Annotated in this window: 13 protein-coding genes; 5 read left to right on the top strand and 8 right to left on the bottom strand. The window is 42.6% G+C overall.

The genetic code is table 11. The features are described 5' to 3' along the window. Positions 1–28: 28 nt before the first annotated feature. From rseC to IQ209_RS05050, 5 genes are all read right to left on the bottom strand, one after another. A complete protein-coding gene (rseC, locus tag IQ209_RS05070; RefSeq protein ID WP_193849581.1) occupies positions 29–493 on the bottom strand; it encodes a SoxR-reducing system protein RseC in 465 nt (154 codons plus the stop codon). Next, positions 493–1452 carry a sigma-E factor regulatory protein RseB gene (rseB, locus tag IQ209_RS05065; protein WP_193849579.1) on the bottom strand — a complete coding sequence of 320 codons (960 nt, stop codon included), beginning with the start codon at positions 1450–1452 and terminating at the stop codon, positions 493–495. The genes rseC and rseB overlap by 1 nt, the downstream gene beginning before the upstream one ends. Further along, positions 1452–2099, bottom strand: a complete 648-nt coding sequence (gene rseA / locus IQ209_RS05060; protein WP_193849577.1) for an anti-sigma-E factor RseA — start codon at positions 2097–2099, stop codon at positions 1452–1454. The genes rseB and rseA overlap by 1 nt, the downstream gene beginning before the upstream one ends. 46 nt (positions 2100–2145) lie before the next feature. Beyond that, positions 2146–2721 carry an RNA polymerase sigma factor RpoE gene (gene rpoE / locus IQ209_RS05055; protein ID WP_193849575.1) on the bottom strand — a complete coding sequence of 192 codons (576 nt, stop codon included), beginning with the start codon at positions 2719–2721 and terminating at the stop codon, positions 2146–2148. A gap of 279 nt (positions 2722–3000) precedes the next feature. After that, positions 3001–3768, bottom strand: a complete 768-nt coding sequence (locus IQ209_RS05050) for a tRNA1(Val) (adenine(37)-N6)-methyltransferase (RefSeq protein ID WP_193849573.1) — start codon at positions 3766–3768, stop codon at positions 3001–3003. Positions 3769–3910: 142 nt separating this feature from the next. On the opposite strand from IQ209_RS05050, the gene srmB reads away from it, so the two are divergent. Beyond that, on the top strand, positions 3911–5251 hold the full coding sequence (gene srmB / locus IQ209_RS05045) for an ATP-dependent RNA helicase SrmB (protein ID WP_193849571.1): 1341 nt from the start codon (positions 3911–3913) through the stop codon (positions 5249–5251). Positions 5252–5327: 76 nt separating this feature from the next. Here srmB and IQ209_RS05040 read toward each other — a convergent pair whose 3' ends face one another. Together IQ209_RS05040 and grcA are read right to left on the bottom strand one after the other, a co-directional pair. After that, positions 5328–6371, bottom strand: a complete 1044-nt coding sequence (locus IQ209_RS05040; RefSeq protein WP_228005727.1) for a phospholipase — start codon at positions 6369–6371, stop codon at positions 5328–5330. Between the two features lie 199 nt (positions 6372–6570). Further along, entirely contained in the window at positions 6571–6954 is a 384-nt protein-coding gene (grcA, locus tag IQ209_RS05035) for an autonomous glycyl radical cofactor GrcA (protein WP_193849569.1), read from the bottom strand. Between the two features lie 335 nt (positions 6955–7289). On the opposite strand from grcA, the gene ung reads away from it, so the two are divergent. Beyond that, positions 7290–7970: a uracil-DNA glycosylase gene (gene ung, locus IQ209_RS05030; protein ID WP_193849567.1), complete on the top strand. Its 681-nt coding sequence runs from the start codon at positions 7290–7292 to the stop codon at positions 7968–7970. A 66-nt stretch (positions 7971–8036) separates the two neighbouring features. Here ung and grpE read toward each other — a convergent pair whose 3' ends face one another. Next, positions 8037–8618: a nucleotide exchange factor GrpE gene (grpE, locus tag IQ209_RS05025; RefSeq protein WP_193849565.1), complete on the bottom strand. Its 582-nt coding sequence runs from the start codon at positions 8616–8618 to the stop codon at positions 8037–8039. Positions 8619–8742: 124 nt separating this feature from the next. Here grpE and nadK point away from each other — a divergent pair, with 124 nt between their 5' ends. The 3 genes from nadK to bamE all read left to right on the top strand — a co-directional run bounded on the left by nadK (position 8743) and on the right by bamE (position 11884). Then, positions 8743–9621, top strand: coding sequence for an NAD(+) kinase (nadK, locus tag IQ209_RS05020; RefSeq protein ID WP_193849563.1), 879 nt, complete (start codon positions 8743–8745; stop codon positions 9619–9621). Positions 9622–9753: 132 nt separating this feature from the next. Next, the gene (gene recN / locus IQ209_RS05015) at positions 9754–11427 is read left to right on the top strand and encodes a DNA repair protein RecN (RefSeq protein WP_193849561.1); all 1674 of its coding nucleotides are present in this window, start codon (positions 9754–9756) and stop codon (positions 11425–11427) included. Between the two features lie 112 nt (positions 11428–11539). Continuing rightward, positions 11540–11884 (top strand): outer membrane protein assembly factor BamE, encoded by a 345-nt coding sequence (bamE, locus tag IQ209_RS05010; protein WP_193849559.1) that lies wholly within the window; start codon positions 11540–11542, stop codon positions 11882–11884. Positions 11885–11928: the final 44 nt, after the last annotated feature.

Raw genomic sequence — 11928 nt, 5'->3', positions numbered from 1 at the left:
AAAGTTGAAACTCATAAGGTAAAACAGATTATTCTTGCTGTAGAACCTTAATAGAATCAGGAGGTAAGCCAATTTGTAACACAACAGGCTGGTACGCTTGCAAATTATCCCAATACGCAGCAATCTTGCGGGCAATAAAGAAACCAGCAAACCCACCGCCAATTCCACCTAAACAGATCCACAATTGGTCAACCGTCCAAAATTGGAAAAGTGAGGCTGCCAAAAACAACCCCAGCAATGGCGTCAAATAAACCAACATCGCTGAACGTAGCAGGCTGCTTTCAGGAATACCGACTTCCACTTTCTGGCCTGGTTGGAGAGGTTGGGAAATTTCCAATTCCAACTGATGAATATTTTCTGGCCCTATTTTTTCCAGTAAATGAGAACCACAGCCCGCTTTGGCCTGACAGCTACCACAGCCTGAGGATGATCCATAACGTAATAATGCCCGGCCGTTATGCCAACGGACAACCGTTGCCCACTCTTTAACCATCAGTTTTCTCCCGTAAACATCACGCTTGCTGCAATTTGTTCAGCTGTTGCAAAAGGCAGCTCACCAATGACTGTTATGCTGTTTTTGCCTCTGGTCAAAGTATAAACCGTTCTTCTGCCTTGTCGAAATGGTTGTTCATCAACAACCTTTTTATCTGAGTTCACCACATTTACAGAAAAATTAAACAATCCATCACTATACATGATGGATTCTAACCATTCTGCCTCTGATAGCTTCCGGCTGTTACGTGAAATTTCTTTGAAGCCGTCAGGCATTTTTCCAACCAACCAATTGAATTTCAACTTATCAGCAGGAGGAATGAGTAACATAGGTGGTAATTTCAAATCAGTAATCACATTCAATTCCGTTTTAATATAGTCATTCACAGTTGATGACACGACACGGAATTGCTCAATGACTGTTTTATTGTCCTTATCTAATAGGTCAATCAGCAGAGGAAGATGGTTTTTCTCATCAATCAACAAGTTATAGTTATAGCGGGATTTATCTTTCGATATGATGCGTACAAAATTCACAGGATGATCGCCAACATTCGTGCTGCCTGCATCAATAAAACGATAAAATTTTTGCAATTGGGCAAAATCGGCAAAGATGATCGGTGGAAGATAATCGACGATATGGAAGCCACGGATGCTAAATGAGTCTAATCCAGGTTCGTAATAGCTGATTTGGTCACCGCGCTGGATAATTTCTCTACGTGAGCCATCCATTTGGATAATTTGAGCAATAACCTGCTCATCAATAATGGCATGACGGTAACGCAAGGGAACAAGAAATTGCTGCGCTAAGATGATGAAGCCAAGCTCATAATCCAGCGTTTGCACTGCCTTACTCATATCCTGTAACAAAGCCTCAGCGTTACTTTGTTGCGCTGAGGCTTTTAGAGGATTTATCAGGCTACTCGCCAATAAAAAAACGACAACCCAAATACGTTTCATCACTGTTGTTGTGACTGTTGAGGCGCTTGCTCTTCAGGAACCTGATTAGCCTGAGTGACACCATAATTTTTTTCAGAATGAATGCGCCGGGCGAGTTCATATTGCTGCAACATCGCATCAATTCGTTTATTGCTTTCCCGCACTTGCATGCTCAGATCACCACCGAAAGTTTCTTCTTCAACAGGGGTTGCTAAACCAACTGTTGAAGCTGTACCCATCACCGGCAATGTGTTAAAAGCTGGCGCCTCAAATTGGTTATCTATTTCAACACTGTTATCACTATTATACTGCTGGACACCGATAATCACGGTCAGCGATACACAGGCTGCAACACCAATTTGTGCAATTTGACTCTTCCATGCGCGAATTTTATGCCAGAATGGCATGTTAGCCCATGTTTCAGGTTTTGGCTGAGATTCCAGAACAGCCGCTGGATTAATATGAATGGGTTCTTTTTCAAGTGCCAACGCGACTTGACTTGCAATATCCAAATGCAATACATCCCCCACATCGCCACGCAGCACATCACGCACCAGGTGATAGCGTTCCCACTGTTTCTGCATGACCGCATCTTCAGAGACCAAATGAACTACTTCACTATCAAGAGCTTCTCCATCCATTAATGCGGAAAGTTTCTCTCTTTGCATGCCAAAGTACCCTTCAATATTGTTTTGTCCCACTGTTTTCCACTCGTTATTGTTGGATCAGTGGTTGAACTTTATTATCAATTGCTTCCCTTGCCCGAAAAATTCGTGAACGCACAGTGCCTACAGGACATTCCATGATGTCGGCTATCTCTTCATAGCTCAATCCATCCAACTCCCTCAACGTGATCGCTACTCTCAAATCTTCTGGAAGCGATTCAATAGTGCGGAAAACGACTTCCTTTAATTCTTCAGACAACATTAAGTTCTCAGGGTTCGAAATTTCTTTTAATGAACTTGACGTATCATAATTTTCTGCATCGTTGGCATCCAAATCATTGGATGGTGGGCGGCGCCCCTGAGCAACTAAATAATTTTTCGCAGTATTAACGGCAATACGGTACAACCATGTATAAAATGCACTATCACCCCGGAAAGAAGACAGTGCCCGATAAGTCTTAATGAAAACCTCCTGAGCAACATCGGGAACGTCGCCTTGAGGTACGTAACGAGCAATCAAGCTCGCTACTTTGTGCTGGTATCTCATCACCAGCAAATTAAATGCTTTTTGGTCGCCCTTCTGGACGCGTTCAATTAGCATTTGATCCGTTAACTGCTCGCTCATCCGAGGTTCACTCTCCTGAGGTAAAACTCCACATTTATACTTAAATTAAACCAATATGATGTTCTGATTTCCCGAACAAGCATGACTTTGAGTATCAGTTCACTGTGAAGTTCAACTTTAGTTGTAATTTTGATTACAACCACCTGTTATTTTCGTATTGCACTTTTCTAAATCATAGCCGCTATTTTACAGGACACGCGATTTTAAACTGAGAAAAAGAAAACCTTTGTTTTATTATACCGAAAAGTCCAATTTTCCATCCCAATAGTGCTAACATCATCAATAATAAAGATAAAAATCTGTTATTAACTGACGAAAGTCGTCTGAATACGTGTCATTTGAGGAGCGAATCGTTAATTCACTCACCTGGATGTCCTGTTCTTGCCGTGACAATCCTAGTAATAGACGATGCGACGGCTTATCTTGCCTGTCACGAACATTGACGCTGAAATGGGTAAACCATCCCAAATCTAACGCCATTTTTTCAAATTGTTTCCCAATTTCATACGGAAGTACCAGACAAAATAACCCTGTCGGCGTAATCAATGTCCGTACACACGTCAATAACCCCTGATGCGTCAATGACTCCGTATAGCGCGCCTGATTGCGAGCTGCGTTTCGACATGCAATAGCTGGCTCAAAATAGGGAGGATTGCTAACAATCAAATCGTATTGAGAATTAATTTTCCGCAACTCATTTTGTTGCATATGTTGTCGCACGAAATCATGAATATCCTGCTGATATACCGTAATGCGGGAAGGCCACGGTGATTGCTGTACATTATCCACTGCCTGCATTGCAGCAAGGCCATCCAGCTCCACCGCATCAATAATGGTTTCTGCTTTTGTACGTTGGGCTATCATCAACGCAATCAAACCACTGCCACATCCAATATCCAGGCATCTTTTCCTGTTATATACTGGCGCCCAGGCTCCCAACAACACACCATCCGTCCCGACTTTCATCGCACATTTATCATGTCCAACAAAAAACTGTTTAAATGTAAAACCACCGCGGCGAAAAGCGGGTTTCTGTATCGATGCCATAACCTATTCTGCTGAAATTAGAATTTGTCATAGCATAAATCTTATGGCCGGCGGATAAAAGTAACCTACTTATTGGATGCTTTTATAGGATGAAGAATACGCTTAACCTGTTTATAATCGGCGGCCCAAACAGAGGTATATGATGACTGCGACAAACTTTTCCGAATTCGAACTTGATGAATCCTTGCTTGAAGCACTGAACGACAAAGGCTACAAACTCCCAACCGCTATTCAGGCGGCAGCCATTCCTGCGGCTATGAACGGACGTGATGTATTAGGCTCAGCACCAACCGGTACCGGTAAGACCGCCGCTTACCTGCTACCGGCGCTACAGCATTTACTGGATTTCCCTCGCAAAAAATCGGGACCTCCACGCATCCTGATTTTGACGCCAACCCGTGAACTGGCAATGCAGGTGGCAGAACAGGCAAAAGAACTGGCGGCCCATACACATTTGGACATTGCCACAATCACGGGTGGTGTTGCTTACATGAATCATGCGGAAGTATTCAGTGAGAATCAGGATATTGTTGTCGCAACGACAGGGCGTTTGCTGCAATACATCAAAGAAGAAAATTTCGACTGCCGTGCAGTGGAAACGCTGATCCTTGATGAAGCTGATCGCATGTTGGATATGGGATTCGCCAATGATGTCGAAACGATTGCAGGTGAAACCCGCTGGCGTAAACAAACGTTATTATTCTCCGCAACGCTAGAAGGGGAATCCATCCGTGATTTTGCCGAGCGTCTATTAACCGATCCTGTTGAGATCGATGCCGAACCTTCTCGCCGTGAGCGCAAGAAAATTCAGCAATTTTACTATCGGGCTGATTCGTTAGAGCATAAAACAGCCCTGCTGTGCCACCTCCTCCAGCAACCTGAAGTGACTAAATCCATTGTTTTCGTGCGCAAACGAGAGCGTGTTCGCGAACTTGTCGATTGGCTGATCCAAGCAGGTATTCAAGCGTGTTTTCTTGAAGGTGAAATGGTGCAAGCCAAGCGCACAGATGCCGTAAAACGCTTGAATGATGGTAAAGTCAAAGTGTTGGTCGCAACCGACGTGGCTTCCCGTGGATTGGATATCGAGAATGTTAGCCATGTCTTTAACTTCGATTTGCCTCGTACCGCAGATGTTTACTTGCACCGAATTGGTCGTACTGCTCGCGCAGGCCGTAAAGGAACTGCCGTTGCTCTGGTTGAAGCACACGATCACCTACTTTTGGGTAAAATCAGCCGTTACCTCAAAGAACCTTTGAAAATACGAGTGGTTGATGAGCTTCGCCCGCAATCCAAAGCGCCAAGTGAGAAAAAGAGCAATAAACCATCCAAAAAAGTACTGGTAAAACGTAAAGAGAAGAAGAAAACAGAAGAGACAAAGAAAAACCGCGTGAAAGTTCGTCATCGCGATAGCAAAAATATCGGTAAACGCCGCGCTCCTTCTGGCAATCCCAGACCAGAATTAACTGAATCTAGCAATGATTAACTAATAGCCGATTGTAGAACATGGGCAAAGCCATACAGTGACTTCGCCCATGTTCCGGCAAACTGAGTGCTAAATATTACACAGCATAATGCTGCTCACTTTGCTGCGATGTGATATCTGTGTCTGTAACGTCCGTTGACGCCAACATAGTATTGTTATTGTTCAACCAAGGCTTTTGCTCCGCCATCAATTCGAGGACAGCTTCCAAAAAATGCGCCTTAAAGATATGTAAGCCATATCGATTAGGCAACATGACATCCCATATACTCTCTAATTCATATTCATACTTAAGCTCTATTTTGTGCCCCATCGGTTGACGAATTGGCAATGTTTTTTGCAAGTTACCCAGCCAATCGTGTTCAACGGTATAATGGCGTATTAAACCACTGTCAGCCAATTCACGAGCAACTTCAGGTGATACGCCCATATGTTTCAATGTAGCGTCAGAAACACTCACAGAATTGTAAATAACTGCTGGTTTTCCAGTTGCCAATGCAGCCACTGTTGCTAATCCACCCCCCAATGAATGCCCGGTGAAAATGACGTTTTCACCAAATACGCCTAACGCCTTATGGGCCAATTCTACGGCTTGATTATATTGCTTTTCATTGTAACCAAGCCCTTGACGAATACTTACCATAAAATCCTTTAATTCATTCGATCCTGTGAAAGAAACAATATATAGCCCCTTATTATGGTAAACACCGGCCTGAAACCCTGTTGAATAATCATTCAGAGTGTCAGGATCAATACCCAATTTTGATAAATCCTCATCAGACAGGCGCACATAATCGCCAATCCCTAAACTCGTTTGTCGATAAACATCGCGGGTAACCAACGTCAAGTTATAATCGACCCGTTTAGATTGTTTTCCCGCAATATCATTAGCTTTCAATTCAGGAGCTGCCATCGTGCTGGCATTTAAATTATTAACCAATGATTGATAGAGAGTATTAACCTGCTTGGTATTTTCTGAAAGTGAAATGCTCGAAGAAGAAATGTGATCAACTTTGTCAGGTGGTGATTGAGCTGAAGAATGAGGTTGAGGTTGTAGCGTATTTCCTTGTAATGAATAGATCCCTAGGCTACTGAAAAAATCGGTATTAACGGATAAAGTCATAAAATTCTCCTATAGATTAAATTTGGTGTGGTTTAAAAGCCCAAACTCTCTATCGGCAGAATTTTTAACAATATTAAAACAAATTTAATCTTTAATTAACAAAATTAATTTCCATAATTAAAACATGGAAATAAAAAAGGGAATATTGATTCTCCCTTTAGATTTTTTTGCTTGATGCTTGATACAAGATTTACAAGCTTTACAAGCTTTCTGTAAAAGTGCGCGCAATAACATCACGTTGCTGTTCTGGAGTCAGTGAGTTAAAACGTACAGCATAACCAGATACACGAATAGTGAGTTGAGGATACTTTTCCGGGTGTTTTACTGCATCTTCCAACGTTTCACGACGCAAAACATTAACATTTAGATGTTGCCCGCCTTCTACACGTACAGCCGGCTTGACCTCCAGCGGGATCTCGCGATATTCAAATTGCCCCAGCTCCTCTTTAGCAACAATCTGGCCTTCATCGTAATCTGCTTTGGCACAGATGCAACGTGCTTCATTTTTTTCATCATCCAACAGCCAAAAAGAATTCATCAATGCAGTGTTATCAGATTGGGTAATTTGAATCCCAGTAATCATTTATACCTCCAACATCATCAACTTAGTTATTCAGCCAAATCATTATTTAATCAACCATCGTTCTTGATTTCCTGTATACCAGCACAAATGAGAAGATTCTTTGATTGTAATCAACTAATTTCATAAGGTTATTGACAATAAATTAATAACATTATGTTTTAAATCGGTTTTTACAGCAGGATTGAATGAAATTATTTTCATATTTTTTCAAAAAAATTTATAAAAATAGATTTTCATCCTGATAATTAAGCTTAGATTGGGATCTGAGGGTTTCCCTATCCCAAGGGAATCGGTAAGCTTAAGTCATCTGATAATCATTTAGAAAGGGATTGGCTATGTCCGCACCTCTCACATGGCACGATGTCATCGGCAATGAAAAGAAACAGCCTTATTTTGTTGATACATTGGCTTATGTTGCCAATGAACGTCAGGCTGGAAAAACCATTTATCCGCCTCAAGCAGATGTTTTTAATGCATTTCGCTATACCGAATTAGCTGATGTAAAAGTCGTGATTTTAGGACAAGATCCTTACCACGGCCCGAATCAAGCCCACGGTTTGGCTTTCTCTGTACAGCCGGGTATTCCTGCACCACCTTCTCTCGTCAATATGTACAAAGAACTGGAATCGGATATTGCTGGATTTACTCGCCCAAATCACGGTTGCTTGATCAGCTGGGCAAAACAGGGGGTATTATTACTCAATACCGTACTCACTGTTGAACGTGGTAACGCACATTCTCATGCTCATTTGGGTTGGGAAACGTTCACTGACAAAGTCATTGCAGCAATCAATGAACATCGCAATGGAGTCATTTTCTTGCTTTGGGGATCTCATGCCCAGAAAAAAGGCCATTTTATTGATATCCAGCGCCATCATGTATTAAAAGCCCCCCATCCTTCACCTTTGTCTGCCCATCGTGGTTTCTTAGGCTGTAAACATTTTTCACAGGCCAACAACTTATTGAAAGAACAAGAATTATCTCCAATAGATTGGGAACCTCAATTACCCCAATAACCGATCTCTGCCTACAAAAATGCCGCCTTTCTAATGGCGGCATTGCATCACGAGAGACCGTAACATTTATTTAGAAACAGCAACCATTGCAGGACGCAATAGACGACCATTCAAGGTATAACCTTTCTGCATCACCAACATAACCTGATTAGGTTCATGCTGATCTGATTCCATCATGGTCATCGCCTGATGCACTTCTGGATTGAAAGGTACATTGGTGTCACAGACCACTTCAACACCAAACTTACCCACTGAATCGATAAAAGATTTCAGCGTCAGTTCAATACCTTCAATCATTGGCAGTAACGCTTCATTGGTACGATCAGCCGCATCTAATGCACGCTCCAGATTGTCGATGACCGGCAGAAGTTCATTGGCGAATTTTTCCAATGCAAATTTATGTGCCTTTTCTATATCCTGCTCAGTACGACGGCGAATGTTTTCGATTTCAGCACGTGTACGCAACAAAGCATCACGTTCATTAGTCTGAGCCTGTTTCAGTTGTTCTTCCAACTCAGCAACACGCGGATCAACAACGTTTTCAGTCTCTGGCGCATCTGCCTGTTCCGCATTTATTTGTTGTTCTAATACATTTTCTGTATTTTCTGCGACTTGCTCGTCAGGTACTTTTTGGTCTTTACTACTCATGAATATCTCCGCGTATTTTGTATTATCTTCGCCATTTGAGCTTATTATGGGGATCAAAACGCGGGATTCAAGGGAACAATCATTATTGTGAGGGCAAAACCATATGCTGAAGGAAATAACAGCAATGAATAATGAATTCAAATGCATCGGTATTGTCGGTCGTCCACGTCACCCGGAAGCGCTGGCCACCCACGAAATGCTGTATCACTGGCTGGTATCTAAAGGTTATTGTGTCATTGTGGACAGACAGGTCGCGAAAGACATTAATTTAAAAGACGCTCAGACTGGAGGATTGACAGAAATTGGTAAAATTGCCGATCTTGTGATTGTTGTCGGTGGTGATGGTAATATGCTCGGTGCAACCAGAGTATTATCACGTTATGACATTAAAGTCATTGGTATCAATCGAGGCAATTTGGGCTTTTTAACGGATTTGGATCCCGATAATGCTTTACAGCAGCTATCCGAAGTTTTGAATGGCAAATATCGAGACGAAAAACGTTTTCTGCTTGAGGCACAAGTGACAAAAACTGGGCATAAATCTCGCCGTAGTACTGCCTTAAATGAAGTTGTACTACATCCAGGCAAAGTTGCCCATATGATTGAATTCGAAGTATATATTGATGAACGTTTTGCTTTTTCTCAACGTTCAGATGGCTTAATCATAGCAACACCCACTGGCTCTACAGCCTATTCACTGTCTGCTGGAGGACCTATATTAACCCCAAACTTAGATGCTATCGTGCTAGTGCCGATGTTTCCACATACGCTCTCGGCACGCCCTCTCGTTATCAGCAGCGAAAGCAGTATTCGCCTGAAATTTGCCCAAAACAGCAATGACTACGAAGTCAGTTGTGACAGCCAGATCGTCCTGCCAATCCAAGATGGTGAAGAAGTGATCATCAAACGCAGTGACTATAATCTGCACTTAATTCACCCAAAAGATTACAACTACTTCAATACACTGAGCACAAAACTGGGCTGGTCGAAAAAAATGTTCTAAAAATGAGCCTCCCTACTTTACTGTATAAAAAACCAGTTTATACTGTATGGAAGCACAGGCATGTTTTTATGCACAGGAACATGTTCTTATACAGTAACGTGTTTATATACAGTAAAAAGAAGGAGGAGCACGATGCTGACTCAATTGACCATCAGTAACTTTGCTATCGTTCGCGAACTTGAAATTGATTTCCGCTCAGGAATGACGGCAATCACAGGTGAAACTGGAGCCGGTAAATCCATCGCAATTGATGCATTAGGTTTATGTCTTGGCAATCGTGGCGAAGCTAACATGGTTCGCCCAGGTGCTTCGCGTACCGATCTTTGTGCCTGTTTTTCGCTGTCTGATGCGCCTTCTGCCCGCAAATGGCTTATAGACCACCAGCTTGATGGAAGTTTTGATGATGACAATGAGTGCCTGCTGCGTCGTACAATTACCGCTGATGGGCGTTCTCGCGGTTTTATCAATGGCACTGCTGTACCACTTTCTCAATTACGTGAATTAGGTTCTCATCTAATTCAAATTCACGGGCAACATGCTCACCAATTATTGTTAGAAAATCGTCACCAAAGGCGCTTACTGGATATTTACACGGGTGATTTCGAACTTCACCAAAAAATGAAACAGGCTTACCAACAATGGCGTCAAAGCTGTCAAGCTCTCTCCCAATTCCAACAACAAGCTCTTGAGCGTCGCTCACGTCAGCAATTGCTGGAATACCACCTGAAAGAACTGGACGAATTGTCACCACAACCAGGTCATTATCAAGAACAGGATAGTGAATACAAACGGCTGGCAAATTGCGGGCAATTTTTATCCGTCAGTCAAAATATCCTCCAGATTTTAAGTGATAATGATGAACAGAACATTGTCAGTCTTCTTAGCTATGCCCGCAGTGAACTGACAGAGCTTGCCAGCATGGATCACAAACTCAGTGGCCTGCTTAACATGCTGGAAGAAGCTGCTATCCAAATCAATGAAGTTAGTGACGAGTTACGTCATTACAGCGACCAACTGGAACTGGATCCCAATCGTTTATTTGAACTGGAACAGAAAATCTCCCAACAAATCAGCATGGCCCGTAAACACCATGTTGCGCCAGAAGAGTTACCTGCATTACATCAACAGCTGTTGGAAGAGCAATATCAGTTATCCCAGCAGGAAAATGATTGTGCTCACCTTAGTGAGCTTGTCAGCTTGCATTATCAGCAAGCCCTGACTGTGGCAGAAAAATTGCACCATGTTCGCCAGAAATATGCCGCAGAATTGGGCCAACTGATAACAAACAGTATGCACCAACTTTCTATGCCTCATGGCCGTTTTACCATTGATGTTACCTTTGAAGCGGAGCATTTAAATATTGATGGAGCCAGCAAAGTTGAATTCAATGTCACAACCAACCCCGGCCAGCCTCATCAACCATTAGCAAAAGTAGCATCAGGTGGTGAACTTTCCCGTATTGCACTGGCAATCCAGGTCATTACGGCGAAAAAAATGGAAACCCCTGCGCTGATTTTCGATGAAGTTGATGTAGGTATCAGTGGTCCAACAGCGGCAATTGTTGGGCGTTTGCTACGTGAATTGGGGGAATCGACCCAAGTTATGTGTGTCACCCACTTACCTCAAGTCGCAGGATGCGGGCATCAGCATTTTTATGTCAGCAAGCAAACAGACGGTGAAGAAACAGAAACCCAAATGCAACTATTGGATAAAAAAGCACGACTTCAAGAACTCGCGCGGCTTCTGGCGGGGAGTGAGGTTACAAAAAATACTCTGGCTAACGCAAAAGAGCTGTTAGCGGCATAAATTGAGACAACTTTTTTGTATAATTGCAGTCATAGGTAAATGCGTAGAGGTTTTCAATCTCTTCAATGTTTATTATTATCGACGGCCTAACGCCTAAAGGAATGTAATTACTATGCGCTGTAAATTATTGACTGCCGCTACTGTATCACTTGTTATGCTGACTGCGGGTTGCTCCATGTTTGAGCGAATTGTTTATCGTCCTGATATTAATCAAGGGAACTACCTTACGCCGGCGGCGGTATCAAAAATCCATAAAGGAATGACTCAGCAGCAAGTTTCTTACACTTTGGGAACACCAATGCTGACTGATCCGTTTGGGAGTCAAACTTGGTATTACGTATTCCGCCAACAACCAGGCCATGGGAAAACAACTCAGGAAACCCTGACACTTACCTTTGATAGCAAAGGAGTGCTAACTGATATCAAAGATGAAAAATCACTGGCAGAGAATCAGTGAGATGTGTGTTTTATTTATTCGCCAGTAGAAAGCCTGGCGAATAA

This window comes from Xenorhabdus sp. BG5 (assembly GCF_015163665.1).
Lineage (GTDB): Bacteria > Pseudomonadota > Gammaproteobacteria > Enterobacterales > Enterobacteriaceae > Xenorhabdus.
Note: the sequence above shows the minus strand (reverse complement) of the source record. Positions and strands in the feature narration are given on the sequence as shown.

What these genes read in the sequence shown, in the direction of transcription:
- rseC (WP_193849581.1), bottom strand. Translation starts at nt 493, where the DNA reads ATGGTTAAAGAGTGGGCAACGGTTGTCCGTTGGCATAACGGCCGGGCA.
- rseB (WP_193849579.1), bottom strand. Translation starts at nt 1,452, where the DNA reads ATGAAACGTATTTGGGTTGTCGTTTTTTTATTGGCGAGTAGCCTGATA.
- rseA (WP_193849577.1), bottom strand. Translation starts at nt 2,099, where the DNA reads ATGCAAAGAGAGAAACTTTCCGCATTAATGGATGGAGAAGCTCTTGAT.
- rpoE (WP_193849575.1), bottom strand. Translation starts at nt 2,721, where the DNA reads ATGAGCGAGCAGTTAACGGATCAAATGCTAATTGAACGCGTCCAGAAG.
- IQ209_RS05050 (WP_193849573.1), bottom strand. Translation starts at nt 3,768, where the DNA reads ATGGCATCGATACAGAAACCCGCTTTTCGCCGCGGTGGTTTTACATTT.
- srmB (WP_193849571.1), top strand. Translation starts at nt 3,911, where the DNA reads ATGACTGCGACAAACTTTTCCGAATTCGAACTTGATGAATCCTTGCTT.
- IQ209_RS05040 (WP_228005727.1), bottom strand. Translation starts at nt 6,371, where the DNA reads ATGACTTTATCCGTTAATACCGATTTTTTCAGTAGCCTAGGGATCTAT.
- grcA (WP_193849569.1), bottom strand. Translation starts at nt 6,954, where the DNA reads ATGATTACTGGGATTCAAATTACCCAATCTGATAACACTGCATTGATG.
- ung (WP_193849567.1), top strand. Translation starts at nt 7,290, where the DNA reads ATGTCCGCACCTCTCACATGGCACGATGTCATCGGCAATGAAAAGAAA.
- grpE (WP_193849565.1), bottom strand. Translation starts at nt 8,618, where the DNA reads ATGAGTAGTAAAGACCAAAAAGTACCTGACGAGCAAGTCGCAGAAAAT.
- nadK (WP_193849563.1), top strand. Translation starts at nt 8,743, where the DNA reads ATGAATAATGAATTCAAATGCATCGGTATTGTCGGTCGTCCACGTCAC.
- recN (WP_193849561.1), top strand. Translation starts at nt 9,754, where the DNA reads ATGCTGACTCAATTGACCATCAGTAACTTTGCTATCGTTCGCGAACTT.
- bamE (WP_193849559.1), top strand. Translation starts at nt 11,540, where the DNA reads ATGCGCTGTAAATTATTGACTGCCGCTACTGTATCACTTGTTATGCTG.